Consider the following 26,242-nt stretch of genomic DNA (forward strand, 5'->3'; position numbering starts at 1 on the left):
AGGCACTGGAAGATCGGCAGGCACTAGAAGACGGGCGTGCCGTTCCGCGTCAACTTCCAGTCCACCGACGCGAATTCGGCCGGATCCAGCACACCCTTCGCGGTCACCCACTCCGCGATCCGCGTCCGGATCTCCGTCGACTCCGACCACACCTCGGTCGCCGACGCCACATGCGGGAACGCACCGCCGCCATTGGCCCGGTAGTTGTTCACCGCCAGCACGAACTGCTGCGCGTCGTCCAGCGCCGCACCGTTGTACGTCAGGTTCTTGATCCGCGAACCGGCCGCCTGCGCGATGTCGATCTCGTACGAGAACCCGGACACGTAGTCGTAGTTGTAGTCCGGACGGCCGTTCGCGTTCGTCAGCTTCTCCGTGTCGACGACCGCATCCGCGGCCGTCCGCACGAAGTACTCCGCCGAATACTCCAGGTACGCCCGCACCTGAGCACCCGTCAGCAACTTCGCCACCAGCGTGTTGTCGTACACGTACAGACCCGACAGATCCCGGATCGTCACCTCACCCGCCGGGATCTCCGAGGTCCGCGAGAACGGCGACGCCTGCGCGATCACCGGCAACGACGCGTACGCCGTCCCCACCAACGCCGCCTTCACCACGTCTTCTTGCACCTTGGTGATGAGGTCGATGATCGGGGCGTCCTTGTACCGCGCGTCGACCGTCGTCAGCGTCGCCGTCGCCGTACCGACCACCTGGTTGACGTACTCCACGACCAGCGCGTGCTCGTCCTTCAGCAGCCGCGTGATCTTCGGATCGTCCGCGACCGTCTTCGCGTCCCGCAGCGAAGCCGCCACCGACTCGACCGTCCAACGCCCCTTCTCGAAGACCAACTCGAAGTCGAACACGCTCAACCGCTCGGCGTAGGCCAGCGGTTCGGACAGCACGACCGTCTTCCCCGTCGCCGTGTTCGTGACCTTCAACTCCGGGATCTCCACGTGCGCGTGGCCGACGAGAATCGCGTCGATCCCCGGCACCTGCTGCGCGACCAGCGCCGCCGAGTTCTCCACGTACGGCAGCTGGTCACCGTACGACGACGTCCCCGACGACCCCGAGTGCGCCGACACCACGACGACGTCCGCCCCCATCGACCGAAGCTTCGGCACCCACTTCGCCGCCTGCTCCTCAAGCCCCGGGAACGTCAACTTCCCCTGCACATACGCCTTGTCCCAGATCGCGATGCCGGGATTGGTCAGCCCGAGCACCGCCACCTTCACCGGCGGCGCCCCCGGCACCTGGAACTTCTTGATGAAGTACGGCGGGAAGGCAGGCCTCAGCGTCTTCGCGTCCAGCGCGTTCGCCCCGAGCAGCGGAAAACGGCACTGGTCCTCGAACTTCCGCAGCGTCTCGATGCCGTAGTTGAACTCGTGGTTGCCCAGCGCCGCCGCGTCGTACCCGATCGCGTTCATCGCCTGCGCCATCGGATGCACCGGACCACCCTTCGCGGTGATCGGGTCCACCTTCGCGAAGTAGTACGTCAGCGGGGTGCCCTGGATCGTGTCGCCCGCGTCCAGCAGCAGCGTGTTCCGCCGGCCCTTCTCCTGCCGGATCTGGTTCACCAGCGTCGACACCCGCGCCAGACCCATCGCGTTGCCCTTGGCGTCCGCGTACTCCGCGTCCTTGAAGTAGTCCCAGTTGAAGACATGCCCGTGCAGGTCCGTCGTCCCCAGCACGGTCAGCGAGTACCGCTTCGGGTGCCTGCCCGGCTTCTTCTGCGCGGCCCGCGCCGCCGGAGCCGCCGCCGCACCGGCCAGCGCCACCCCCGCACCCGTCACGGCGGACTTCTTCAGGAACTTCCGGCGGTTCAAGGGCATGTCTCGATCTCCTCGGGAAACGGTCAACGACGCGCGTAGATTCTTACTTGCTTCTTACTGGATGCGACAGGTCCCGCAGGTTTCGATCTGATGACCAGCAGGCGGCACGACTGACAGAGTGGGACGTATGACCGCCCCCAGCACGGACGACCAGCAACCCGCCGTCCCCTACGGCACCCCCGACGCACCCCGCATCGCCGTCCGCGGCGAAGCCCGCCTCGAAGTCGACCCCGAGATCGCCCGCATCGGCATCACCGTCGCCGCCCGCGGCACCGACCGCCGCACCGCCCTCGACGACCTCACCCGCCGCAACGCCACCGTCCTCGACCTGGTCAAAAGCTACGGCGAAGCCGTCGAACGCCTCGAAACCGGCGGCTTCTCCATCACCCCCGAACTCACCAAACACGGCCGCGGCGAACGCGTCCACCGCTACCACGGCAGAGTCCACATCACCGCCGAACTCACCGACTTCACCACCCTCGGCGAACTCACCACCCGCCTCGCCGACCTCGAACTCACCCGCGTCGACGGCCCCTGGTGGGCCCTGCGCCCCGACTCGCCCGTCCACCGCCAGGCCCGCCAGCAAGCCGTCCGCGAAGCCGTCCAACGCGCCCGCGAATACGCCGAAGCACTCGGCACCACCCTCGCCGCCCTCGTGGAACTCGCCGATATCGGCGCCGAGAACGCCGAGACCTACGGCACGCCCCAGCGCCGTATGCGCTCCATGTCCTTCGCCGGCGCGGCCGCCGAGGACACCGCCGCCGCACCCCTCGACCTCGAACCCCAACGGCAACACGTCTACGCCCAGGTCAACGCCCGCTTCACGATGGCACCCCCGAGCCTGTGACTGGAGATCCCAATTCACCGATTCGAACGCTCATTGGAGCACCCCACCGCACATTCAAGCCTTGTCAATAACCCTTCACCCAAAGGTTGTTGAGTAGTCATGCGCGACCAATTCCCTACCCGCCGGTAAGGCCTAGGCTCAAACCATGCGCCGAGCAAAAATCGTCTGTACTTTGGGCCCCGCCACCGACTCGTACGACCAGATCAAAGCCCTGGTCGAAGCCGGAATGGACGTAGCCCGCTTCAACCTCAGCCACGGCACCCACGCCGAACACGAGGAGCGCTTCCAGCGCGTCCGAAAGGCCTCCGAAGAGACCGGCCGCAGCATCGGAATGCTCGCCGACCTTCAAGGTCCGAAGATCCGACTCGGCCGATTCACCGAAGGCCCCGTACTCCTTGAACGCGGAGACACCTTCACCATCACCGTCGAAGCGGGCGCCGAAGGCGACCGCCAGTCCTGCGGCACCACCTACGCCGGCCTCGCCGCCGACGTCACCCCCGGCGAACGCGTTCTCGTCGACGACGGCAAGGTCTGCCTCGAAGTCACCTCCGTCGACGGCCCCCGCGTCCACACCAAGGTCGTCGAAGGCGGCATGGTCTCCGACCACAAGGGCCTCAACCTCCCCGGAGTCGCCGTCTCCGTCCCCGCCCTCTCCGACAAGGACGAGGACGACCTCCGCTGGGCGCTGCGCTCCGGCTTCGACGTCATCGCGCTCTCCTTCGTCCGCAGCGGCAAGGACATCGACGAGGTCCACCGCATCATGGACGAGGAAGGCCACCGCCTCCCCGTCATCGCCAAGGTCGAGAAGCCCCAGGCGGTCGAGGCCATCGACGACATCGTCGCTGCCTTCGACGGCATCATGGTCGCCCGCGGCGACCTCGGCGTCGAAATGCCCCTCGAACAGGTCCCGATCGTCCAGAAGCGCGCGATCAAACTGGCCAAGCGCAACGCCAAGCCGGTCATCGTCGCCACTCAGATGCTCGACTCGATGATCGAGAACTCCCGCCCGACCAGGGCGGAAGCCTCCGATGTGGCGAACGCCGTCATCGACGGCACGGACGCCGTGATGCTCTCCGGCGAGACCAGCGTCGGCAACTACCCCATCGCGACCGTCACCACGATGGCCCGCATCGTCGAGGCCGCCGAGGAGGACATCCTCGCCAAGGGCCTGCCCCCGCTGACCGAACGCAACAAGCCCCGCACCCAGGGCGGCGCGGTGGCCCGAGCGGCCGCCGAGATGGGCGACTTCCTCGGCGCGAAGTACCTGGTGGCCTTCACCCAATCCGGCGACACGGTACGGCGGTTGTCCCGCTACAGGTCCCCCATCCCCGTGATGGCCTTCACCCCCGACCCGGCCACTCGCGCCCAACTCACCCTCACCTGGGGCGTGGAGACCATCCTCGGCCCGCACGTCGACTCCACCGACGCGATGGTCGACCAGGTCGACGAACTCCTCCTCAAATACGGCCGCTGCCAAAAGGGCGACATCGTCGTCATCACGGCGGGCTCACCTCCCGGGGTGGCCGGCTCCACGAACCTCGTCCGCGTGCACCATGTCGGCGAGGACGACAGCCCCAAGTAGGGGCGAGGGGTCAGTGTTTGGGGCCCACGTGGGCGTGCATGAGGGCCACTGAGGATTTGCGGGCGACGGAGATGTTCTGGGTGTTCGCCTGTTTCCAGCTGACGCCGACTTTGTCGAGGGTGTCGGTGTAGAGCTGCCTGATATCCGTTGAGAGGTTGGTGAAGAAGTACCGGGGGTATTCGTAGCGCTTTTTCTCACCGCCTACGACACGAGTCGTCCAGTTGGTGATTCGGCAGCCGTCGGAGTGGATGAGGCCCCGGATGAATTCCCAGGGGTGGGCGTCGACGATGTCTTGTTGCCAGGGGGCAAGGGTGATTCGGCGGTCGTGTTTCTTGCCGGGGGCGTGTTGGGGGAACAGGCTGGGCCAGTGCCGGGAGTAGCTGGTGACCATCGCGTAGCCCTCCTTCCGGAGTGCGTGGACGCCGATGCCCGGGCGCACCTTCGTGATGGCCTCGCGGCACAGTTGGAGGAGCCCGGGCCATGCGTCGGCGCACGCGATCCTGAGGTAGTAGCCGGTGCCGCGAGGGTGGGCGCTGATACAGCCGTCGCCGAGGTAGAGGCCCAGGAGGTAGGAGTAGGCGTGATCGTCGGCGGGTGGACCGGGGTCCGGAGACGCGATTCCGGGCAGCGGGTCGAGTCGGTCCTGCCAGGAGCGGATCGCGGCGCGTGAGATACCGGTCTCGCGGCTCACGGAGTTGAGACTGCGGCCCTGTCCGAGCAGTGAAACGGCTCGCTTGCGTGTGCTGATGTCGTACATGTGGACACTCTGTGAGAGTGATCGCGAGGACACGCAGCGAAAAGCGGAGGTTCACGCGAACGTGAACCTCCGCTTAAATGCCAGCCTTCGATTTGAAGGAAAAGTGCCCCGAGTCGGATTCGAACCGACGCTTGATGGGTTTTGAATCCATTGTCTCTACCGCTGGACTACCGGGGCTTCCTCTGAAACAAAGGTCAGCGGTCTCCCGCTGTGCCCCTACCTTATCGCAGCTAGGTAGGCTCTTGCCCAGCACTACCCCCTTGCCCTGAACGAGGAGCCCCCGTGACCGCCCCCGAGTCGCCCCAGCCCGTAGACGCGCCCGACGACGACAAGTCGCACGTGCCTCCGCTGACGACCCGTGTCGTCATCGCCGAGGACGAGGCCCTGATTCGGCTCGATCTCAAAGAGATGCTCGAAGAAGAGGGGTACACCGTCGTCGGTGAGGCCGGTGACGGTGAGCAGGCCGTCGAGCTGGCCCGTGAGCACAAGCCCGACCTCGTGATCCTCGACGTGAAGATGCCGAAGCTGGACGGCATCTCCGCCGCCGAGAAGATCGCCGAGGAGGGGATCGCCCCGGTGCTGATGCTCACCGCCTTCTCGCAGCGTGACCTTGTGGAGCGGGCCCGGGACGCCGGTGCCATGGCGTACCTGGTGAAGCCGTTCAGCAAGAGTGACGTCGTACCGGCGATCGAGATGGCCGTCTCGCGCTTCACCGAGCTCAAGCAGCTGGAGCAGGAGGTCGCCGACCTCACACTGCGGCTGGAGACCCGCAAGCTGGTCGACCGTGCGAAGTCGATTCTCCAGACGGAGTACGGGCTGAGCGAGCCCGCCGCGTTCCGGTGGATCCAGAAGACGTCGATGGACCGCCGGATGTCCATGCAGCAGGTCGCCGAGGCGGTCATCCAAGACGCGGACGAGAAGAAGTCCTCGAAGGGCTGACGCCCGGGACGGTGAATACGACGAGGCCCGCGCCCCCTGAGTCGGGGGTGCGGGCCTCGTCGTAGAAAGGGAACCCGGCTCAGTCCTCGCCGAGGTACGCCTTTCGTACCGACTCGTCGTGCAGCAGGTCCTCGCCCGTGCCGGAGAGGACGATGTTGCCGACCTCCATGACGTGGCCCTGGTCGGCGAGCGACAGGGCCGCTTGGGCGTTCTGTTCGACCAGGAGGATCGTCGTGCCCGACGCCTTGAGCTCCACGATCGTTGCCATGATCTTCTGCATCATGATCGGGGAGAGGCCCATGGACGGCTCGTCCAGCATGAGCAGTTTCGGCTGGGACATGAGCGCGCGGCCCATGGCCAGCATCTGCTGCTCGCCGCCGGAGAGGGTGCCTGCCGCCTGCTTCTGACGTTCGCCGAGGATCGGGAAGAGGTCGTAGGCGCGCTGGATGTCCTTTTCGATGCCTTCCTTGTCCTTGCGGAGGAAGGCGCCGAGCTGGAGGTTCTCCGCGATGGTGAGGCGGGGGAAGATGTGCCGGCCTTCGGGGGAGTGGGCCAGGCCGAGGGCGACGATCTTGTGGGCGGGGACGCTGTTGAGCGGCTTGCCGTCGAAGGTGATCTTGCCGCCGGAGGGCTGGAGCAGGCCCGAGAGGGTGCGCAGGGTCGTCGTCTTGCCGGCGCCGTTGGTGCCGATGAGGGTGACGACCTGGCCGGCCTCGACGCTGAAGGAGATGCCCTTGACGGCTTCGATCTTGCCGTAGGAAACCCTGAGGTCCTCGACCTCTAGCAGTGCGGTCACGGGGCTTCTCCCTCGGCGCTGGTGGTGCTGGTGGTGCTCTCCGCTTCCGTCGCGGGCGGGGGGTCCTCGGGGGTGCCTTCGAACGGCTCGCCGAGGTAGGCGGCTACGACGCGTTCGTCGGCCTGGACGACGTCGGAGGTGCCTTCGACGAGTTTTTCGCCCTGGACGAGGACGGCGACGCGGTCGCAGAGGTTGAAGATGAAGCGCATGTCGTGCTCGATGACGAGAACGGCGATGCCCTTGTCGCGGATCGCGAAGACCAACTCTTCGGTGGCGCGCGTCTCTTGGGGGTTCATGCCGGCCGTCGGCTCGTCCAGGAGGAGGAGCCCGGGCTCGGACGCCAGCGCCCGCGCGATCTCCAGCTTGCGCTGTTCGCCGTAGGGGAGGTTGCGTGACAGGTGGTCCCGCTTGTGGGCGAGGCCGATGAACTCCAGGAGTTCCATGGCGCGTTCCTCGCTCGCCTTTTCGGCCTTCTTGAAGCCGGGGCCGCGCAGGAGGGCCGACCAGAGGCCTTCCTTGGTGCGGGTGTGGCGGCCGACGAGGACGTTTTCCAGGACCGTCATGTTGGCGAACAGGCGGATGTTCTGGAAGGTGCGGGCGATGCCGGCCTTGGTGACCAGGTGGGGCTTCGGGGGAAGGACCGTGCCCTGGTAGGAGACCGTGCCCTCGGTGGGGACGTAGAGGCCGGTGAGGCAGTTGAAGAAGGTGGTCTTGCCGGCGCCGTTGGGGCCGATGAGGCCTACGATCTCGCCGGAGTTGACGGTGAAGTCGACGGAGCGGACGGCGGTGAGGCCGCCGAAGCGCATGGTGACGTCACGGGCTTCGAGTACGGGTGTCGTCATGGCTCTCTACGCCCCTGCCTTGGTGATGGCCGGTTCGTCGGTCAGGGTCGTGGTGTCCGGTACGTCGAGTTGGCCGGTCTCGTGGAACTCCAGCTGGCGTCGCCGGTTGGGGATGATGCCCTCGGGGCGGAAGCGCATCAGGAGGATGAGCGCGATGCCGAAGGCGAGGAGCGACTTGTCCTGGAGGGCGACGAGCTTCTCCGGGAGCAGGTAGAGCAGGGCGGCGCCGAGGAAGGGTCCGGAGACGGTGCCCATGCCGCCGAGGACGACGGCGGCCAGGAGGAACGCGGAGTTGGGCGGGGCCGCTCCGGCGAACTGGTATGGGTTGGGCACCACGCTGTACGTCACGTGGGCGCTGACCGTGCCGGCGAGGCCGGCGAGGGTCGCGCCGAGGGCGAAGGCGATGAGCTTGACGCGGAAGCCGTTGATGCCCATGGCGGTGGCGGCGGTCTCGTCCTCGCGGATGGCGATCCAGGAGCGGCCGATGCGGGAGTCCGAGGCGCGGCGGTAGATCGTGACCACGAGGGCGCTGATCAGGACCATGAGCAGGTAGTAGTTGGCGAACCGGCCGATGGTGAAGCCGCCGATGTCGTGGTTGTCCCCGAAGTTGAAGCCGAAGAACGACAGGTCGGGGATGGACGGGATGCCGTTGGGCCCGTTGGTGATGTCGGGGCCGGAGACGCCGTCCATGTTGTTGACGGAGATGCGGAAGATCTCTCCGAAGCCGAGCGTCACGATGGCGAGGTAGTCGCCGCGCAGGCGCAGGGTGGGGGCGCCGATGAGGACGCCGAAGATCAGGCTGGCGGCGGCGCCGGTGAGGGCGGCGGCCCAGAAGGGGAACTGGACGCCGGAGAACTTGGAGAACTCGGAGCCGGAGACCAGGGCGGCGGTGTAGGCGCCGACGCCGAGGAAGGCGACGTAGCCGAGGTCGAGGAGTCCGGCGAGGCCGACGACGATGTTGAGGCCGAGGGCGACGGTGCCGAAGATCAAGATGTTGACGCCGAGGTTGGCGTAGTGGTCGTTGGTCTGGGTGAAGGGGAAGCCGATCGCGGCGACGAAGCCCATGGCGAGGGCGAAGCTGCGGTTGGTGGCCGTGAGGTGGCTGAACCGGTCGAAGAGGCCGGCGCTGTGCAGGGCCCAGGTGGTGAAGACGACCACGATGAGGAAGCCGATGAAGAGCTGGTCCTCGGCGTCGATGCCGTAGGCGAAGACGGTGAGCGCGAGGGCGGCGACGATCGTGATGACGAGTCGCTGGATCCACGGGGCGGTGGGTGCGGCGGCGGGGATGGAGCTGGGCTTGCCGATGTAGGCGTTGAGGAACTTGACGCCGGCGAGGACGAGTCGCCACCGGGAGCGGCCGTGGAGGGCGAGGTAGGAGCTGGACGCTTCCTTCGCTCGCTGGGTCGCGCCTTCGCCGGCGGGCAGGCCGAAGGCGCCGATGGCCGTGGCGAGGGAGGCGATGGCCGCGATGTACGCGCCGGGTTCGAGGTTGACGAATCCGCCGAGTTTCACGGCGATCGCGATGACCGTGTACCAGGTGGTGGCGAAGACGCCGAGTGCGCTGAGGATGGCGGGGCCGGTGGGTCCGGCGGGGGTGAGCCAGCCGAGGCCGCGGATGCCGTATCCGGCGAGGGCGAACAGGGCTACGAGGACGCCGCCGATGACGGTGAGCCATTGCAGGCCGCCGGGGTAGCCGTAGACCGTGAGGTCGCCGGGGAAGTCGGAGGTCCACGTCCAGGCGAGGAACGCGGAGACGACGGTGGCGATGCCGCCGCCGAGGGTGAGGGCGCGGGCGGCCGCGGTCGGCATCGGGATGAGGCCCGGGTGCTCGGTCGCGGGGGCGTCGGAGGGCGGGGTGGCCGGGGTTTTGGTCGTCTCGGTCATGTGATCACGCCCTGTCCGCGACGCGTTCGCCGAGCAGGCCCTGTGGCCTGAACAGCAGTACGAGGATGAGGAGACAGAAAGCCCAGACGTTGGCCCAGCTGGAGCCGCCGAGCTGTTCCATGCCGGGGATCTTGCTGATGTAGGCGGAGGCGAGGGTCTCGGCGACACCGAGGACGACTCCGCCGAGCATGGCGCCGTAGATGTTGCCGATGCCGCCCATGACGGCCGCGGTGAAGGCCTTGAGGCCCATCAGGAAGCCCATGCGGTAGTCGATGTTGCCGTACTTGAGGCCGTAGGAGACGGCTGCTACGGCGGCGAAGAAGCCGCCGATGGCGAACGCTATGACGATGATGCGGTTGGTGTCGATGCCCATGAGCTGGGCGGTGTCCGGGTCCTGGGCGGTGGCCTGCATGGCGCGGCCGGTGCGGCTCTTGCGGACGAACCAGGCGAGGCCGGACATGCAGACGATGGCGGCGACGACCAGGAAGATGTCGGCGTCGGAGATGGTCACGGAGCCGATGTCGTGGTTGCCGTCGAGGCTGGGGAAGGAGCGGGCCTTGTCGGCGCCCGGGTAGAAGTTCCGGACGAGTTCCTGGAGTGACAGGGAGAGGCCGATGGCGGTGATGAGGGGCGCCAGTCGTGGTGCTTGCCGCAGGGGGCGGTAGGCGAATCGTTCGGCCCCTACCGCGACGAGGACGGAGACGATTCCGCCGCCGATCAGCATGAGCGGTACGGCGACCACCATCGCGGTGCCGTCGGGCAGGATGTACGCGTAGACCGTGAGGGCGCCGAAGGCCCCGGTCATGAAGATTTCGCCGTGCGCGAAGTTGATGAGCTGGACGATGCCGTACACCATCGTGTAGCCGATGGCGATCAGCCCGTACATCGAGCCTAGGAGCAGCCCGTTGGCCAGCTGCTGCGGCAGGGTGTTCACCGCGTGGCCTCCATTGTCGCTGGTGGTCGTGTGCACAGACGCGTGTGCCTGGGGGTGGGGGGTGTGACAACGGGCCGCGCGGTCGGGGTCCTCCTTCCGCGCGGCCCGTGGTGCGGTGGTGCTGTGGTGCTGGGCTGGGATCAGCCGGTGAAGGTGCCGGTCTTCACGGCCTTCCAGGCGCCGTTGGTGACCTGGTAGACGGTGAGCTGCTTGTTGCCGGTGTCGCCGTACTCGTCGAAGGTGACCTTGCCGGTGATGCCTTCGAAGTCGGACTTCTGGACGGCGTCGACGACCTTGGAGCGGAGGTCGTTGCTGGAGGGCAGCTTGCCGCCGTTGGCGTCCTTGACGGCCTTCACGGCCTTGATGATGGCGGTGGCGGCGTCGTAGGAGTAGCCGCCGTAGGCGCCGTAGTCACCCTTGTAGCCCTTGGCCTTGTAGGTGTCGATGAACGCCTTGGCGGCGGGCAGGGTGTCGACGGGGACGCCGACGGAGGTGGCGAGGTCGCCTTCGGCGGCCTTGCCGGCGGTCTGGATGTAGGTGGTGGCGTACATGCCGTCACCGCCGAACAGCGGGATGTTGACGCCGGCGCCCTTGAGCTGCTTGGTGATCTTCTCCGACTCGTCGTACTGGCCGCCGTAGTAGACCAGGTCGGCGCCGGAGTTCTTGATCTTGGTGACGAGCGAGCTGAAGTCGGTGTCGCCGGTGTTGACGTGGTCGGTACCGGCGATGGTGCCACCGAGCTTCTTGAAGCCGCTGTTGAAGATTCCGGCCAGGCCGGCGCCGTAGGTCTGCTTGTCGTCGACGACGAAGGCCTTCTTCTTCTTGAGGCCGTTGAACGCGTAGTCGGCGGCGAAGCCACCCTGGAGGGCGTCGGTGGTGGCGGTGCGGAAGTACGTCTTGTACGGCCGCGTCTTGCTGGTCGCCCAGTCCTTGCCCTGGGTCAGGCTGGGGTCGGTGTTCGAGGGGGAGATCTCGACCATGTTGGCCGAGGCGAACACCTTCTGCATCGACAGGGCGACGCCGGAGTTCAGCGGGCCGACGGCGCCGACGACGTCGCTCTGGCCGGTGAAGGCAGTGGCGTTGGACTGGCCGGTGGCGGGCTGCGCCTTGTCGTCCAGGGCCTTGACCTTGAACTTGACGCCGGGGACCCAGTTGTTCTTGTTGGCGTCGTCGACGGCGATCTGGACGCCGTACTGGATGCCGAGGCCGGTGGTGGAGTTCTCACCGGACAGCGGGGCGTCGACGCCGATGGTCAGGGTGGTCCCGCTGTCGCTCTTGCTGTCGCTGTCCCGGGAGCCGCAGGCGGTGAGGGTCAGAGCTCCGGTCGTGAGAACGGAGGTCAGTATCACCAAAGAACGCTGTCGCACAATCAGTCCTTTCCGCAGGCACAGTCGCTCCGGTCTGGAGCGGCGAGGTGCTGCGCTGGTACCCAACTCCCGATGGAGCGGTGACTGGCCGTGACTCTAAGCCCGGTCTGTGGGCATGGGCATCGTCGTGCGCTGGCTTGTGACTTTCTTGTTATGACGTGCAGGTTGGCGGGGATCGTGGAGGGTGGGTCTCGGCCGGTTTGGCGGAATTCAGCCGCGGTCCACATTTTGAGAACCTGCACTTCCGCTTGGCCGTGGGCCTGGCCTGGCGTTTGTCGTGCCACAAGCCCTGTGAAGGAGCTGGGAAAGGTCCTTGGAGTAGGAGGCGCCGAAGATGAAACTGTGGCGTTGTATTGCGCGCGTGTTACGCAGCGTTACGTCCAGAAAGGCGAGGTCCGCATTCAGGGGCAGTCCCGAACAGTCGGAAACGGATATCTCCACGGTGACGCGGCGGGTCGCTCCGGTGTGCACGGTGAAGGACGGTTCCGGGACGGCCTGGGCGATGAGTCCGTCGAAGGCGGCGCCGGTGACCCGCAGGGTGACCGCGGGTCCGCTGTCCACGGAGACCGCGAAGCGGAAGAAACCGGTCGTGGTGGGGGAGTCGGTGGTCTGGGCGAGTCCGACGTAGCGCCAGTTGGTGACGTTCGCGGGCCATGGCGTGGGTGGCCGCGGGTCGCTCTGCCGGAGGCTCTGGGCGGGTGACAGGAGGACGGCTCCGACACTCGCGACGGCGATCGCGCCCGCCGCGAGCGCGGCTCTGCGGGCGCGCGGCGACAGGGTGTGCCAACGGTCCGTCAGATGGGGCGGGTCGCCGCCGATGACTTCGTAACTCCCGTTCGTCTCCGGCGAGTCGACGGATTCGACGGGCCCGATACCGCTCATGCCGACAGCCTCATGGGGAAACGGTAGGGGAGTGGACGGGGGTGCGGAAGACGGAGTCCGGTCCACCGCCCCCGATGGGCCGATGGACCGGCGGGATCAGATCGCGGCGCGCTCGGGGATCGCGTCCCCCGGGTTGATGTCCCGCAGCAGACAGGTCAGCCGCGCGCTGCACACCCGCCGCCCCTCCTCGTCACTGATCACGATCTCGTACGTCGCCGTCGAGCGGCCCCGGTGCAGGGGGGTGGCCACGCCGGTGACCAGGCCGGAGCGGGCGCCGCGGTGGTGGGTGCAGTTCAGGTCGACGCCGACGGCGATCTTCGTGCTGCCGCCGTGCAGCATCGACCCGATGGACCCGAGGGTTTCGGCGAGCACCGCGGAGGCGCCGCCGTGCAGCAGCCCGTACGGCTGGGTGTTCCCTTCGACCGGCAGGGTCCCGACGACGCGCTCGGCGGACGCCTCAAGGATCTCCAGGCCCATGCGCGAGCCCAGGTATCCGGCGGAGAAGAGTGCGGGCAGATCGACGCCGAGCGCGGCGTACTCGTCGACGACCTCTTGCGGGAACTGCACCTGCTGCTGCTCGCCCATGGGGCCCGACTCCGTTCGTCGTGATCACTGTTGCGGCTGCTGAGCAAACGCTCAGTCGGTCGCCGATTGTTCCAGACGTACGACGACGGACTTGCTGGCCGGGGTGTTGCTGGTGTCGGCGGTGGCGTCGAGGGGGACGAGGACGTTGGTCTCGGGGTAGTAGGCGGCGGCGCAGCCCCGCGCGGTCGGGTAGTGCACCACCCGGAAGCCGGGCGCCCGCCGCTCCACGCCGTCCTTCCACTCGCCGACCAGATCGACGTACGACCCGTCGGCGATACCGAGCCTGCTCGCGTCCTCGGGGTGCACGAGCACCACCCGGCGGCCGTTCTTGATGCCCCGGTAGCGGTCGTCGAGGCCGTAGATCGTGGTGTTGTACTGGTCGTGCGAGCGCAGCGTCTGCAACAACAGGCGCCCTTCGGGGAGTTCGGGGTATTCGACGGGCGCTGCGGTGAAGTTGGCCTTGCCGGTGGTCGTCGGGAAGCGGCGTTCGTCGCGCGGGGCGTGCGGGAGGGCGAAGCCGCCGGGGTGGGCGACCCGCTCGTTGAAGTCCTGGAATCCTGGGATCACGCGCGCGATGCGGTCGCGGATCGTCCCGTAGTCCTTCTCGAACTCCTCCCACGGGGTGCGGGATCCGGCACCGAGGACGCGGCGGGCGAGGCGGCACACGATGGCCGGCTCGGACAACAGGTGGGCGCTCGCGGGCTCCAGCCGGCCGCGCGAGGCGTGCACCATGCCCATCGAGTCCTCGACGGTCACGAACTGCTCGCCGCCGCCCTGGAGATCGCGCTCGGTACGGCCCAGGGTGGGCAGGATGAGGGCACGCGCGCCCGTGACGACATGCGAGCGGTTCAGCTTCGTCGAGACGTGCACGGTGAGGCTGGCGCGCCGCATGGCCGCCTCGGTGACCTCGGTGTCGGGGGACGCGGACACGAAGTTGCCGCCCATGGCGAAGAACACCTTCGCGTCGCCGTCGCGCAGGGCGCGGATCGCGGCGACCACGTCGTAGCCGTGCTCGCGCGGCGGGGCGAAGCCGAACTCCTTCTCCAGGGCGTCCAGGAAGGCCGGTGCGGGGCGCTCGAAGATGCCCATGGTGCGGTCGCCCTGCACGTTGCTGTGGCCGCGCACCGGGCACACGCCCGCGCCAGGGCGGCCGATGTTGCCGCGCAGCAGAAGGAAGTTGACGACCTCGCGGATGGTCGGCACGGCGTGCTTGTGCTGGGTGAGGCCCATCGCCCAGCACACGATGGTGCGCTCGGAGGCGAGCACCATGGACAGGGCCTTCTCGATCTCCGGGCGGGTCAGCCCGGTCGCGAGCAGCGTCTCGTCCCAGTCGGCGTCCCGCGCGGCTGCCGCGAACTCCTCGTAGCCGTGGGTGTGTTCGTCGACGAAGGCCTGGTCCACGGCCCCTTCCGTCTCCAGGACGAGCTTGTTCAGGAGGCGGAACAACGCCTGGTCGCCGCCGATGCGGATCTGTAGGAACAGGTCGGTGAGGGCGGCGCCCTTGAGCATGCCCTGCGGGGTCTGCGGGTTCTTGAACTTCTCCAGGCCCGCCTCGGGCAGCGGGTTGACGCTGATGATCTTCGCGCCGTTGGCCTTGGCCTTCTCCAGGGCGGAGAGCATGCGCGGGTGGTTGGTGCCCGGGTTCTGGCCGGCGACGACGATCAGGTCGGCCTGGTAGAGGTCCTCAAGGAGGACGCTGCCCTTGCCGATGCCGATCGTCTCGTTCAGCGCGGAACCCGACGACTCGTGGCACATGTTCGAGCAGTCCGGCAGGTTGTTGGTGCCCAGCTCCCGCGCGAACAACTGGTACAGGAACGCGGCCTCGTTGCTGGTGCGGCCCGAGGTGTAGAACAGCGCCTCGTCGGGCGAGCCGAGGGCGGCGATCTCCTCCGCGACGATGTCGAACGCCCGCTCCCAGGTGACCGGTTCGTAGCGCTCGGCCCCTTCGGGGAGATACATGGGGTGTGTGAGACGGCCCTGCTGGCCCAGCCAGTAGCCGCTGCGGTTCGCGAGATCGGCCACCGGATGGGCGGCGAAGAACTCGGGGGTCACCCGGCGCAGGGTGGCCTCCTCGGCGACCGCCTTCGCGCCGTTCTCGCAGAACTCCGCCGCGTGCCGGTGGTCCGGCTCCGGCCAGGCGCAGCCCGGGCAGTCGAAGCCGTTCTTCTGATTGACCCGCAGCAGCGTCAGCGCGGTGCGCTTCACACCCATCTGCTGCTGGGCGATGCGCAGCGTGTGCCCGATCGCCGGGAGGCCGGCCGCGGCATGCTTCGGCTCGGTGACCTGCGGCGCGTCCTGGACCGGATCGCCCTGGGGCGGCTTCGTGGCCATCGCGGGCCCTCCTTCGCTGGCACGTGTGCACTACATCTCCGATCCTCGCACGCGGCAGTGACAACGCCGAGGTCGGTTCGTGGGCTCAATGGTTTCGGTGCGTGTGCGTGTGCGGGTGTGGGGCGTAGGGCGGGGTGGGCTTGTCCGGGTCCTCGCTGCGGCGGGTGGCGCCGGTCGGTTCCCTCCGCCGGGCGGTGGATCGGGGAGTGTTCCTCCAGATCTCCTGCGGCGCCGGTGAACTCGCACGCGTGCGTGGCCCTCCGCGCGGCGACGGGGACCGGTTCTCGTACGACCGTTGCCGCGACGCGATGGGCCACACTGCCCGCGCCTGCGCGCTTCCTCCGCTTCCTCCGTTTCCGAGGTCTCCGCGCCGCGGGTCGCGTCGGATCGGCCGCCGCTCCCGCTGTCGCGGCGGCGACTTCCGCCGTCCTTCCCGCGCGCCCCGTTCACCCTCGCCCGGCCCTCGTTCGTCGCGGCCACGCCCTCCCGCGCGGCGACCGTGACTCCGACTGTCAGTGGGGCGTGGCAGGATCGGGGTCGTGGCAGAGACAGCATCGAAGAAGACCGACAAGACCTCCGGCGAAGACCGTCCACGGCTGATGCTGATGGACGGGCACTCGCTTGCCTACCGCGCGTTCTTCGCGCTGCCCGCGGAGAACTTCACGACCGCGACGGGCCAGCCGACGAACGCGATCTACGGCTTCGCGTCGATGCTGGCCAACACCCTGCGCGACGAGGCGCCCACGCACTTCGCGGTGGCCTTCGACGTGTCCCGCAAGACGTGGCGCTCCGAGGAGTTCACCGAGTACAAGGCGAACCGCTCCAAGACCCCGGACGAGTTCAAGGGCCAGGTCGAGCTGATCGGCGAGCTGCTCGACGCGATGCACGTGTCCCGGTTCGCGGTCGACGGCTTCGAGGCCGACGACGTCATCGCCACGCTCGCCACCCAGGCCGAGGCCGAGGGCTTCGACGTGCTGATCGTCACCGGCGACCGCGACTCCTTCCAGCTGGTGTCCGACCACACCACGGTGCTCTACCCGACGAAGGGCGTCTCCGAGCTGACCCGGTTCACTCCGGAGAAGGTCGTCGAGAAGTACGGGTTGACGCCCGCCCAGTACCCCGACTTCGCGGCCCTGCGCGGCGACCCGTCCGACAACCTCCCTGGTATCCCCGGTGTCGGCGAGAAGACCGCCGCGAAGTGGATCAACCAGTTCGGTTCCTTCGCCGAGTTGGTCGACCGCGTCGACGAGGTCAAGGGCAAGGCCGGGCAGAACCTCCGCGACCACCTGGACGCGGTCAAGCTCAACCGCCGCCTCACCGAGATGGTCAAGGACGTCGAGCTGCCCAAGACGGTGATCGACCTGGAGCGCGCTCCCTACGACCGCACGGCCGTCGCGATGGTTCTCGACACCCTGGAGATCCGCAACCCCTCGCTGCGCGAACGGCTCCTCGCCGTCGACCCGGGCAGCGAGGAGGCCGACCCGACCCCGCCCGCCGAGAGCGGTGTCGCGGTCGACGGCTCGGTCCTCGGCACCGGCGAACTGCCCGGCTGGCTCGCCGACTACGGCACCGAGCCCCTCGGCGTCGCCACCGTCGACACCTGGACGCTCGGCTCGGGTTCGGTGACCGAGGTCGCGCTCGCCACCGCCGGGGGACCGGCCGCCTGGTTCGACCCCACCGAGCTGGACGAGAGCGACGAGAACGCGTTCGCGGCCTGGCTCGCCGACGCCGACCGCCCCAAGGTGTTCCACAACGCCAAGGGCGCGATGCGGGTCTTCGCCGAGCACGGCTGGACCATCAACGGCATCTCCATGGACACCGCGCTCGCCGCCTACCTGGTGAAGCCGGGCCGCCGCTCCTTCGACCTGGACGCGCTGTCCCTGGAGTACCTCGGCCGCGAGCTGGCTCCCGCCGCCACGGCCGACGGGCAGCTGGCCTTCGGCGCGGACGACGGCGCCGAGGCGGACGCCCTGATGGTGCAGGCCCGCGCGATCCTCGACCTGGGGGACGCCTTCGGGGAGCGCCTCCAGGAGGTCGGCGCGGCGGACCTCCTCCGGGACATGGAGCTGCCCACCTCGATCCTCCTCGCCCGCCTGGAGCGGTACGGCATCGCGGCCGACAAGGCGCACCTCGAAGCCATGGAGCAGATGTTCGCCGGTGCCGTGCAGCAGGCGGTGAAGGAGGCGCACGCGGCGGCCGGACACGAGTTCAACCTCGGCTCGCCCAAGCAGCTCCAGGAAGTTCTCTTCGGCGAACTCGGCCTGCCCAAGACCAAGAAGACGAAGACCGGCTACACGACCGACGCGGACGCCCTGGCCTGGCTCGCCAACCAGACCGAGAACGAACTGCCGGTCATCATGCTCCGCCACCGCGAACAGGCGAAGCTGCGCGTCACCGTCGAGGGCCTGATCAAGACGATCGCGACGGACGGCCGTATCCACACCACGTTCAACCAGACGGTCGCCGCGACGGGCCGTCTGTCGTCCACGGACCCGAACCTCCAGAACATCCCGGTCCGCACGGACGAGGGCCGCGCGATCCGCCGCGGCTTCGTGGTCGGCGAGGGCTTCGAGTCCCTCATGACCGCGGACTACAGCCAGATCGAACTGCGCGTGATGGCCCATCTCTCCGAGGACGAGGGCCTGTTGGAGGCGTTCACCTCGGGCGAGGACCTGCACACCACGGTCGCCTCCCAGGTGTTCTCCGTCGAGGGCCCGGCGGTGGACGCGGAGATGCGCCGCAAGATCAAGGCGATGTCGTACGGCCTCGCCTACGGCCTCTCGGCGTTCGGCCTCTCCCAGCAGCTGAACATCGACGCGGGCGAGGCGCGGGTCCTGATGGACACCTACTTCGAGCGTTTCGGCGGTGTACGGGACTATCTGCGCCGCGCGGTCGACGAGGCGCGGGCCACCGGCTACACGGCGACCCTCTTCGGGCGCCGCCGCTACCTCCCCGACCTCAACAGCGACAACCGTCAACGCCGGGAAGCCGCCGAGCGGATGGCCCTCAACGCACCGATCCAGGGCACCGCCGCCGACATCGTCAAGATGGCCATGCTCAAGGTGGACACCGCCCTGCGCGCGGCCGACCTCAAGTCCCGCATGCTCCTCCAGGTCCACGACGAAATCGTCCTGGAGATCGCCCCCGGCGAACGAGCGGCCACGGAGGAGATCGTCCGCCACGAGATGGCGGGCGCGGTACATCTCCGGGCGCCCCTCGACGTCTCGGTGGGAGTGGGCCCGGACTGGGAGTCGGCGGCGCACTAGCCCGCGGCGGTGCGGCGGAGGGTTGTCCCGAGCGGGCTCGTCACTTGGGCCCGCCTTGACTCTCCGCCGCAACGGCGAGCACACGCCACGGCACATTCCGGCGGTGCCGAACCCACTCCCGCCCCTTTCCAGCAACAGAAACTCCCCGCACAACCCCGCACAACCCCCGCACAACCCCTCGCCCACCCCACAGCGGACCCGTCACCCGCGTGGCCCTCGCGGAAGCGCCTCCCTCCCCCGGTGACCGTAAGGATGCGGGCATGGGTATACGCATGCTCCATCGCCGGTCGGGCCGGGCACGGACGCAGGCGCGGGCAGCGGGCGCCGCTGCCGCACCGGTCACGCCCCGCCCACCGGTCCCGGCCCTCGCCGCCGGCGCAAGCACCGCCCGCATCCCCGCCGACCTCACCATGGCCGTCCGGCACACGGCCGCAGGCCTCCGGTGCCGCCTCACGTTCCGGGACGACACGGTCGTAGACCCGCGAGAACAGGCCAGGCACCCGCAGGGGCCGGCCACCACCCCCACCGGCACTCCCGTGTGGCGGCTGTGGGCCGAGCTGGGGCGCGGCTATCTGGACCTCGTGCTCGCCCGGCTCCCGAGGTCACGCCCTGTGCACACCATGACGGTGTTCATCGCGACCCCGCCGGACGGCTCCGCTCCGCGCTGACCTCGTCGGGTGCCCCGGAGGTCGCCGGGCGCCAGACACGGACGCCCACGGCGTACAGCAGCACGCCCAGCACCAGCCCGGCCCCCGCTCCGAAGCACAGGGTCGGGATCAGGTCCCAGGCGGTCGCCGTCGAGCCCCAGTACGCCCACCAGTGGGAGGCCCGTTCCACCGCCGCCACCAGTGCGCAGCCGCCGATGACGGCACCGGCCACCCACCGGTCCCGTACCGACAGCACGGGCACTCCCACCGGCGCGGTGGCCGGAACCCGTCGTAGCGCACGTACGACGAACGCGGCGATCAACAGCGCGCCGACCGCCGAACTGCCGTACTGGAGAGCCGAGAACAGCGGTCTGCCGCCCAGCGTGCGGTCGAGGACGGGGAACAGCCGTACGCCCCACCGGTCGTGGTGCGTGAACGCGTCCCACACGACATGGGTCAGGCCGCCGAGGACCGCGGAGACGTACCACCACGCGGCCAGTGAAGGGGTGGCACGCGCGCGTGGCGTGCCGCAGCGCAGCAGGGTCGCCGTCCGGGGCCGGCGGGCGCGGGGGAGGAGGGCCACCAGGGGTTCGCGCAGCAGGAGCCACAGGGCGACCGTCGTCCAGGTGATGAGCACGTCGACCGTGAAGACGCCGGGGAAGGAGTGCGTGACGTTCCCGAACTCCATCGCCCCGGGGACCGCGCTCGCCGCGTAGTACGTCATGTCGGGGGCGAAGGAGCCCGCCACCAGCACCGCCGGTACCAGTCGGCCGCGCCCGCCGCCGTCGCCGCGCACGGCGGGCAGTACGGCGGCGGCATGACTCAAGGTGAACGGCAACAGGGGCTCCCCGTAGGAGTCATCGGCATATGGCCAGGTGGTGAATAACGGCCACCAACGGGTGCCCGTGCAAAGCAAGTTGTCGTAGGGTCGCCTGGGTCCCCGCGCGGGGCCCGCGGGCGGGCGGAGACGGAGAACAAGTACACACCATCCGATAACCACCACGAGGGCAACCTGCGGTGCGGCTCGACCGTCACAACAGGCGCAGAGGCAACAGAAAAGGCGGGCGCTCGGGCGTCCCTGGGAGGGGTTCACTCCATGACGGCGCATTTCGGCAGGCGACTGCGCAAGGGTGCGGCGACGACGGCGGTGGCCGCGGCAGCGGTCGCGGCACTGTCCGCGTCCCAGGCTCCGGCGGTGACCGGCGGTCACAGAACGCTTCCCGCCGGTCAGACCGCGCTCGATGCGAGTGACGGGAGCACCGACAACCACGGCGCCACCGGAGACTCGCCGTACTACACGGACCTCCCGCCGCTGAGCAGCCCGAACCCCAGTACGAGCCCCACCCAGTCGCCGTCCATAGGGACCCCCGTCTCGGTCGGCGAGGCCGAGGCGGGCATCCCCGCGACCGTCCTCGACGCCTACAAGAAGGCCGAGACGGAACTCGCCACCTCCAAGCCCGGCTGCAACCTGCCCTGGCAACTCCTCGCCGCCATCGGCAAGGTGGAGTCGGGCCAGGCGCGCGGCGGCCAGGTCGACGCGAACGGCACCACGACCTCCAAGATCCTCGGCCCCGCGCTCGACGGCAACGGCTTCGCGCTCATCAGGGACACCGACAACGGCAAGTACGACGGCAACAGCGAGTACGACCAGGCCGTCGGACCCATGCAGTTCATCCCGTCGACCTGGGCCTGGGCGGGCCGCGACGGCAACGGCGACGGGGTCAAGGACCCCAACAACGTCTACGACGCGGCGCTCGCCGCCGGCCACTACCTGTGCCGCAACAACTGGAACCTGTCGACCGACGCGGGCCTGCGCAGCGCGATCCTCAGCTACAACAACTCGACGGACTACCTGAACACGGTCCTGTCGTGGCTGGAGTACTACCGCAAGGGCACCCACTCGGTCCCGGACGGGGGGCGTAGCGACGACAACTCCACATCCAGCCCCTCGACCTCGACTCCGGGCACCTCGTCGCCGAGCCCGAGTCCGAGCACGCCGGGCGACACCACCAGCCCGAGCCCTTCCGTGCCGGCGACCCCGACGCCCACGCCGACCCCCACCGACACGGTGACCAAGCTGGCCGACGCGGGCACGGCGAAGCTCACCGCGACGGCGGGCGACGCGTTCACCAAGAAGATCAGCACCCGCGCCCAGGACGCGGCCGGCAAGGGCGTCGCCAAGGTCAAGGTCCGGTTCACCGTCGTCGGCACCACGGACGCCACGTTCGCCGGCGGCGAGAAGGTCGCCCTGGCCGTCACCAACGCCTCCGGCGTGGCCGTCGCCCCGGCCCTGCAAGCCGGCGAGACCACCGGTGACTTCACCGTCCGCGCCACACTCCTGGGCCGCGTGATCTCTGCTCTCGACTACACGGCGAGCGTCACGCCCCGGGTCGCCGACACCCTCGTCCGCACCAGCACCACCGCGCTGACCTGCACCCCGGGCGGCGAGTTCGCCGACCAGGTCGAGGTGAAGGCCACCGACGGCGGCGCGATCGCCGACAAGGTCGCGGCCACCGCGACCCTCATCAAGACTACCGACGACGCCACCGAGAACGACAAGGGCCCCTACTTCAAGGACGCCGACGGCAAGACCGTCCGCACCCTCACAGGCCTGGCCACGGACGCCGACGGCCTCCTGAAGCTGCCGAAGCTGTACGCGGACGACACCACCGGCACCTTCCTGCTCCGCATCACCACCACGGGCGGCGCGACCCTCACGGTCGAACTGACCGTGGCCGCGGCGACCGACACCTCCTCGCCGAGCCCCAGCCCGAGCCCGAGCGCCTCGGCCGACCCGAGCCCGTCGGCCTCACCGAGCGCGTAGTCCGACCGCACGACCCTGCGACAAGACAAGGGCGCCCCTCCGCTTCGGCGGGCGGGCGCCCTCGTCGTGTCCCCACCGCTCCGCGCTCGTCCGTGTGCAACGTGTTCTCATCTCGCCCGCGCGTTGCTACGGTGCCCGACCTGACGACCTATCAGTTCCTGAATCCATTGGTTTCTGTCTGTCGGGAGGCCGGCATGCGTGCCCTGATCGCCGCCGCGACCGGACTGGCGCTCGCGTTCGCGCTGATCCTGACCATCACCGCGATGGGCTCACCGATGGGGAAGACCTCCCCGAAACCGCTGCTGACGACGGTGCCCGCGCACCCGTAAACGATTGCGCAAGCGTTTACGCAAGCCTTTGCGCAAGCGTTTAACCGCCCGGGATGGAGGCCGAGATGCGCCGCAAGGCCAGCCTGATCCTGCTCGCTCTCGCCGTGTTCTTCACGGCGCTGTCCCCACTGCTGCGCTGGTACGCCTTCCCGCGCCTGGCCAAGATCCCGGCGAACCAGTACCAGGACATGGTCCTGGAGGCGAAGAACGCCACCCTCCTCGACTACGGCACCATGCAGGCCAAGACGGTCCCCAAGGTCACCATCGTGCAGACCCTCAAGGGCGACGTCGATGCCGCCAAGAAGATCGACAGGACCGCCGGCCGGGACGTCGTCGTCTGGGACGGCCTGTCCTACGTCCAGGGCCCCGACGGCAAGATGGTCTCCTCGATCCCCGAGCGCTACATCTTCGACGCGCACACCCAGGACCCCGTCCACGCCACCGGCGAGATGGTCGACGGCGACCCGGTGAAACGGGACGGCATCGAGTTCAAGTGGCCGTTCCTGACCCAGAAACGGGACTACGAGTACTTCGACGCGCAGACCCGCACCACCAACCCCATCCACTACAAGGGCACCCGGAACTTCCGCGGCGTCAAGGTCTACTACTTCGAGCAGACCATCCCCTGGACCAAGGTCCCCTTCCCCAGGACCATGCCGGTCAAGGGCATCACCCCGGAGTCCGTCGCGAAGACGGGCACCACCCGCTGGTACACCACGGTCCGCAGGTTCTGGGTCGAACCCGTCACCGGAGCACCGGTCTACGGCGAGGAGATCCACAAGGAGGAACTGCGCGGCGGCACCCTCCTGGGCGGTCGCGCGAAGGTGACGGCGTTCGCCGGTGACGTGAAGATGCGCGAGGACTACATCAAGCACACCGTCGCCCTGGTGAAGTCCAACCGCACCCTCGTCCTGCTGATGGTCTCCTACCTCCCCTGGGGCTTCCTGGCCCTCGGTCTCCTCCTGCTGGCGCTCTCCCTCTACCTGGAGGCCCGCGGCAGGCGCCCCGGCGACCCCGCCCCCGCCGAGGTCCAGGAACCGGAACCGGTCACCGCCTGAGCCGCGCGTTGGTGAACCGCGTGGCCTCGGCGGTCGCCGGGTCCTCGGGCCACGGGTGCTTCGGATACCGCCCCCGCAACTCGGCCCGCACGCCCCGGTACCCGTCCTTCCAGAAGGACGCGAGATCGGCGGTCACGGCGGCGGGCCGTCCGGCGGGGGACAACAGATGCACGAGCACCGGCACCCCCGCGACCTCCGGTGACGCCTGGAGCCCGAACATCTCCTGCAACTTCACGGCGAGGACGGGCTGTTCGGGGTTCCCGTAGTCGATGCGAACCCTGGACCCACTGGGCACGGCGAACCGCTCCGGAGCCAACTCGTCCAACCGCCCCGCGTCCCCCGAGGCCCACGGCAACAACCTCCGCAGCGCCTGCCCCGCCTCGATCCGCCCCAGATCGCTCCGCCGCCGGGCCCGCCCCAACTCCGGCTCCAACCACTCGTCCACGCGCGCGTGCAGCGCCTCGTCGGACACGTCCGGCCACGGCGCACCGACGTTCAGCCGCAGGAACGCGAGCCGCTGCCGCAGCACTTGGGCATCCGCCGACCACCGCAACAGCCCGAACCCTTCCTCCCGCAGCCCGTCGACAAGCGCGTCCCGTACGGCGACGGGGTCGGCGTCCTTGAGCCGCCGCACCGCTAACTCGACTGCCCCCAGCCGCTCGACACGCCGGGCCACGACGTCACCGTCGGCCCAGTGGACCTCGTCCACCTCGCTGAGCAGCGCCCCGGCGGCGAACCGGGCGACGTCCTCGTCGACGACGGCCCCGAGCTGCACGCGCGCGTGCCCTTTGCCGATGGGCCGGTCCGCCGCGGCGACGGCGATCCAAGGGGCGCCGCGGAGGGGGCTGTTGTCGGGCAGTTCGGCGCGGGTGCCTGAGACGAGGAGGTAGGAACCGCCGTCGGCCTTGGCGACCCGTTCGGGATAGGCGAGGGCGGCGACGAGTCCGACGAGGGCGTCATCGCTCTCGACGTTCACCTTCGCGAGAGGGGAGTCATGGGTGGCCGGTCGGGAAATCTCCGCCCCCACGGCCCGCAGCCGCCGAACCTCCGCACGCCACCGCCCGGCATAGGCGTCACCCCCACGCCGGGCGCGCCGCAAAGCTCCAGCGAGATCGTCGCCGTACTCCCGCGGAGCCTCCTCGCTGAGCAGCGCGACCACCTCCGCACCCGCCGCCCCCGTGTCCAACAGCGCCCGCCCCAGCCGGGGATGCAACCCCAGCCGAGCCAACTGCGCACCGCGAGCAGTGGCCCGCCCGCCCGAGTCGACCGCACCCACGGCGGTCAGCACATCCCGCGCAGCCGCCATCGCCCCGGCGGGAGGCGCGTCGAGCAACGCCAACCCCGATGCCCCAGGATCGCCCCAGCACGCCGCCTGGAGCGCGAACGCCGTCAGGTCGGCCACCTTGATCTCCGGCGCCGGAAAACGCGGCAGACGCGCGTCCTCGGCCTCCGCCCAGCACCGGTACACCGCCCCCGGCGCCTCCCGCCCGGCCCGCCCCGCCCGCTGCCGGCCGGCCGCCTGCGAGGCCCGTACCGTCGCGAGCGCGCTCAGCCCGCGCGCGTGATCGACCCGCGGCTCCCGCGCCAACCCCGAGTCCACGACCACCCGGACACCGGGAACCGTCAGCGAGGACTCCGCCACGGACGTCGCCAGCACCACCCGCCGCCGCGTCCCCGGGGACAGCACCGCGTCCTGCACGGCGGCCGGCGCCCGCCCGTGCACCTGGAGCACCTCGACTCCACCCAGGTCGCCCAACTGCCCTGCCACGCGCGCGATCTCGCCGACCCCGGGCAGGAAACACAACACGTCCCCGTCCCGCTCGGCCAGCGCCCGCTGTACCGTCGCCGCCACGTGCGTGAGCAGCGCCGGGTCCACCCGCATCCCGTGCGGCGGACGTACCGGCCGTGCCGGAGGCGTCCACACGACCTCCACCGGGTACGCGACACCCTCCGCCTCGACCACCGGTGCCCCGCCCAACAGCCGGGCCCAGCCCTGCGCGTCGGTCGTCGCGGACGCCGCGAGCAGATGCAACTCGGGCCGCAGCGCCTCCCGTACGTCGACCAGGAAGGCCGCCACGGTGTCCGCGTCCAGATGCCGTTCGTGGCACTCGTCCAGGACCACCGCGTCGACGCCGGTCAACTCCTGGTCCCGCTGAAGGCGTTGGAGCAGCACTCCGGTCGTGACGACCTCCACGCGTGCGTGCCGTCCCACGACCCGCTCACCGCGCACGGTGTAGCCGACGCTCTCCCCGACCTTCTCGCCCAGCAGCCAGGCCATCCGCCGGGCCGCCGCGCGTGCCGCGATCCGCCGCGGCTCGGCGACGACCACGCGCCGCGCGGGCCCCTCGTTCCCCTTGCCGAGCAGCCCGGCCAGCGCGAGCGGCACCAGCGTCGTCTTGCCGGTGCCGGGCGGCGCCACGAGCACCGCGGCACCGCCCGCCTCCAGGGCTGCGTCGAGGCCGGGCAGGGCACTGCGGACGGGCAGCGCGTCGAGGGCGTCGTAGCGGATCACGCCCCCAGTGTCGTACGGCTTCCGGAACGGCCTC

At 69.3% G+C, this 26,242-nt stretch carries 20 protein-coding genes and 1 tRNA gene; 8 read left to right on the top strand and 13 right to left on the bottom strand.

The window, feature by feature from the left end:
• Positions 1-23 precede the first annotated feature (23 nt).
• Complete coding sequence (locus tag ACWIHT_RS17615; protein ID WP_456169022.1) at positions 24-1,826, bottom strand: bifunctional metallophosphatase/5'-nucleotidase; 1,803 nt, start codon at positions 1,824-1,826, stop codon at positions 24-26.
• Between the two features lie 127 nt (positions 1,827-1,953).
• Between ACWIHT_RS17615 and ACWIHT_RS17620 the strand changes: the two genes are divergently transcribed.
• Positions 1,954-2,673 carry an SIMPL domain-containing protein gene (locus ACWIHT_RS17620; protein WP_456169023.1) on the top strand — a complete coding sequence of 240 codons (720 nt, stop codon included), beginning with the start codon at positions 1,954-1,956 and terminating at the stop codon, positions 2,671-2,673.
• A 145-nt stretch (positions 2,674-2,818) separates the two neighbouring features.
• On the top strand, positions 2,819-4,255 hold the full coding sequence (pyk, locus tag ACWIHT_RS17625; RefSeq protein ID WP_456169024.1) for a pyruvate kinase: 1,437 nt from the start codon (positions 2,819-2,821) through the stop codon (positions 4,253-4,255).
• A gap of 10 nt (positions 4,256-4,265) precedes the next feature.
• Here the strand turns inward: pyk and ACWIHT_RS17630 are convergent, their stop codons facing one another.
• Both ACWIHT_RS17630 and ACWIHT_RS17635 read right to left on the bottom strand, forming a co-directional pair.
• Positions 4,266-5,012 carry a helix-turn-helix domain-containing protein gene (locus tag ACWIHT_RS17630; protein ID WP_456169025.1) on the bottom strand — a complete coding sequence of 249 codons (747 nt, stop codon included), beginning with the start codon at positions 5,010-5,012 and terminating at the stop codon, positions 4,266-4,268.
• A 104-nt stretch (positions 5,013-5,116) separates the two neighbouring features.
• Positions 5,117-5,189 (bottom strand) — tRNA-Leu (locus ACWIHT_RS17635).
• 105 nt (positions 5,190-5,294) lie between these two features.
• On the opposite strand from ACWIHT_RS17635, the gene ACWIHT_RS17640 reads away from it, so the two are divergent.
• Positions 5,295-5,951 carry an ANTAR domain-containing response regulator gene (locus tag ACWIHT_RS17640; protein WP_019062225.1) on the top strand — a complete coding sequence of 219 codons (657 nt, stop codon included), beginning with the start codon at positions 5,295-5,297 and terminating at the stop codon, positions 5,949-5,951.
• Positions 5,952-6,030: 79 nt separating this feature from the next.
• Here the strand turns inward: ACWIHT_RS17640 and ACWIHT_RS17645 are convergent, their stop codons facing one another.
• The 8 genes from ACWIHT_RS17645 to ACWIHT_RS17680 all read right to left on the bottom strand — a co-directional run bounded on the left by ACWIHT_RS17645 (position 6,031) and on the right by ACWIHT_RS17680 (position 15,572).
• Positions 6,031-6,747 carry an ABC transporter ATP-binding protein gene (locus tag ACWIHT_RS17645; RefSeq protein WP_329247674.1) on the bottom strand — a complete coding sequence of 239 codons (717 nt, stop codon included), beginning with the start codon at positions 6,745-6,747 and terminating at the stop codon, positions 6,031-6,033.
• A complete protein-coding gene (locus tag ACWIHT_RS17650) occupies positions 6,744-7,589 on the bottom strand; it encodes an ABC transporter ATP-binding protein (protein WP_456169026.1) in 846 nt (281 codons plus the stop codon). The genes ACWIHT_RS17645 and ACWIHT_RS17650 overlap by 4 nt, the downstream gene beginning before the upstream one ends.
• A gap of 6 nt (positions 7,590-7,595) precedes the next feature.
• Positions 7,596-9,473 carry a branched-chain amino acid ABC transporter permease gene (locus ACWIHT_RS17655; RefSeq protein WP_456169027.1) on the bottom strand — a complete coding sequence of 626 codons (1,878 nt, stop codon included), beginning with the start codon at positions 9,471-9,473 and terminating at the stop codon, positions 7,596-7,598.
• Positions 9,474-9,477: 4 nt separating this feature from the next.
• Entirely contained in the window at positions 9,478-10,407 is a 930-nt protein-coding gene (locus tag ACWIHT_RS17660; RefSeq protein ID WP_456169028.1) for a branched-chain amino acid ABC transporter permease, read from the bottom strand.
• Between the two features lie 140 nt (positions 10,408-10,547).
• The gene (locus tag ACWIHT_RS17665) at positions 10,548-11,759 is read right to left on the bottom strand and encodes a branched-chain amino acid ABC transporter substrate-binding protein (RefSeq protein ID WP_456169273.1); all 1,212 of its coding nucleotides are present in this window, start codon (positions 11,757-11,759) and stop codon (positions 10,548-10,550) included.
• Between the two features lie 225 nt (positions 11,760-11,984).
• Entirely contained in the window at positions 11,985-12,656 is a 672-nt protein-coding gene (locus ACWIHT_RS17670) for a hypothetical protein (RefSeq protein WP_456169029.1), read from the bottom strand.
• Positions 12,657-12,752: 96 nt separating this feature from the next.
• Positions 12,753-13,241: a PaaI family thioesterase gene (locus ACWIHT_RS17675; RefSeq protein WP_456169030.1), complete on the bottom strand. Its 489-nt coding sequence runs from the start codon at positions 13,239-13,241 to the stop codon at positions 12,753-12,755.
• Positions 13,242-13,292: 51 nt separating this feature from the next.
• Positions 13,293-15,572: an FdhF/YdeP family oxidoreductase gene (locus ACWIHT_RS17680; protein WP_456169031.1), complete on the bottom strand. Its 2,280-nt coding sequence runs from the start codon at positions 15,570-15,572 to the stop codon at positions 13,293-13,295.
• A 539-nt stretch (positions 15,573-16,111) separates the two neighbouring features.
• On the opposite strand from ACWIHT_RS17680, the gene polA reads away from it, so the two are divergent.
• Positions 16,112-18,838: a DNA polymerase I gene (gene polA / locus ACWIHT_RS17685; RefSeq protein WP_456169032.1), complete on the top strand. Its 2,727-nt coding sequence runs from the start codon at positions 16,112-16,114 to the stop codon at positions 18,836-18,838.
• A 260-nt stretch (positions 18,839-19,098) separates the two neighbouring features.
• On the top strand, positions 19,099-19,506 hold the full coding sequence (locus tag ACWIHT_RS17690; protein ID WP_456169033.1) for a hypothetical protein: 408 nt from the start codon (positions 19,099-19,101) through the stop codon (positions 19,504-19,506).
• Here ACWIHT_RS17690 and ACWIHT_RS17695 read toward each other — a convergent pair.
• Positions 19,469-20,323 carry a DUF4184 family protein gene (locus ACWIHT_RS17695; RefSeq protein WP_456169034.1) on the bottom strand — a complete coding sequence of 285 codons (855 nt, stop codon included), beginning with the start codon at positions 20,321-20,323 and terminating at the stop codon, positions 19,469-19,471. The two genes, ACWIHT_RS17690 and ACWIHT_RS17695, sit on opposite strands and share 38 nt — an antisense overlap.
• A gap of 258 nt (positions 20,324-20,581) precedes the next feature.
• On the opposite strand from ACWIHT_RS17695, the gene ACWIHT_RS17700 reads away from it, so the two are divergent.
• The 3 genes from ACWIHT_RS17700 to ACWIHT_RS17710 all read left to right on the top strand — a co-directional run bounded on the left by ACWIHT_RS17700 (position 20,582) and on the right by ACWIHT_RS17710 (position 23,696).
• Positions 20,582-22,309 carry a lytic transglycosylase domain-containing protein gene (locus tag ACWIHT_RS17700; protein ID WP_456169035.1) on the top strand — a complete coding sequence of 576 codons (1,728 nt, stop codon included), beginning with the start codon at positions 20,582-20,584 and terminating at the stop codon, positions 22,307-22,309.
• Positions 22,310-22,503: 194 nt separating this feature from the next.
• Positions 22,504-22,638, top strand: a complete 135-nt coding sequence (locus ACWIHT_RS17705) for an SPW_0924 family protein (RefSeq protein ID WP_456169036.1) — start codon at positions 22,504-22,506, stop codon at positions 22,636-22,638.
• Positions 22,639-22,703: 65 nt separating this feature from the next.
• Positions 22,704-23,696: a DUF3068 domain-containing protein gene (locus ACWIHT_RS17710; RefSeq protein ID WP_456169037.1), complete on the top strand. Its 993-nt coding sequence runs from the start codon at positions 22,704-22,706 to the stop codon at positions 23,694-23,696.
• Here ACWIHT_RS17710 and hrpB read toward each other — a convergent pair.
• Positions 23,686-26,208, bottom strand: coding sequence for an ATP-dependent helicase HrpB (hrpB, locus tag ACWIHT_RS17715; RefSeq protein WP_456169038.1), 2,523 nt, complete (start codon positions 26,206-26,208; stop codon positions 23,686-23,688). The two genes, ACWIHT_RS17710 and hrpB, sit on opposite strands and share 11 nt — an antisense overlap.
• Between the last annotated feature and the right edge of the window lie 34 nt (positions 26,209-26,242).

The organism is Streptomyces sp. NPDC002276, from assembly GCF_053891435.1.

Coding starts and splice junctions, on each gene's coding strand:
- ACWIHT_RS17615 (WP_456169022.1), bottom strand. CDS start 1,826: ATGCCCTTGAACCGCCGGAAGTTCCTGAAGAAGTCCGCCGTGACGGGT.
- ACWIHT_RS17620 (WP_456169023.1), top strand. CDS start 1,954: ATGACCGCCCCCAGCACGGACGACCAGCAACCCGCCGTCCCCTACGGC.
- pyk (WP_456169024.1), top strand. CDS start 2,819: ATGCGCCGAGCAAAAATCGTCTGTACTTTGGGCCCCGCCACCGACTCG.
- ACWIHT_RS17630 (WP_456169025.1), bottom strand. CDS start 5,012: ATGTACGACATCAGCACACGCAAGCGAGCCGTTTCACTGCTCGGACAG.
- ACWIHT_RS17650 (WP_456169026.1), bottom strand. CDS start 7,589: ATGACGACACCCGTACTCGAAGCCCGTGACGTCACCATGCGCTTCGGC.
- ACWIHT_RS17655 (WP_456169027.1), bottom strand. CDS start 9,473: ATGACCGAGACGACCAAAACCCCGGCCACCCCGCCCTCCGACGCCCCC.
- ACWIHT_RS17670 (WP_456169029.1), bottom strand. CDS start 12,656: ATGAGCGGTATCGGGCCCGTCGAATCCGTCGACTCGCCGGAGACGAAC.
- ACWIHT_RS17675 (WP_456169030.1), bottom strand. CDS start 13,241: ATGGGCGAGCAGCAGCAGGTGCAGTTCCCGCAAGAGGTCGTCGACGAG.
- ACWIHT_RS17680 (WP_456169031.1), bottom strand. CDS start 15,572: ATGGCCACGAAGCCGCCCCAGGGCGATCCGGTCCAGGACGCGCCGCAG.
- ACWIHT_RS17690 (WP_456169033.1), top strand. CDS start 19,099: ATGGGTATACGCATGCTCCATCGCCGGTCGGGCCGGGCACGGACGCAG.
- ACWIHT_RS17700 (WP_456169035.1), top strand. CDS start 20,582: ATGACGGCGCATTTCGGCAGGCGACTGCGCAAGGGTGCGGCGACGACG.
- ACWIHT_RS17705 (WP_456169036.1), top strand. CDS start 22,504: ATGCGTGCCCTGATCGCCGCCGCGACCGGACTGGCGCTCGCGTTCGCG.
- ACWIHT_RS17710 (WP_456169037.1), top strand. CDS start 22,704: ATGCGCCGCAAGGCCAGCCTGATCCTGCTCGCTCTCGCCGTGTTCTTC.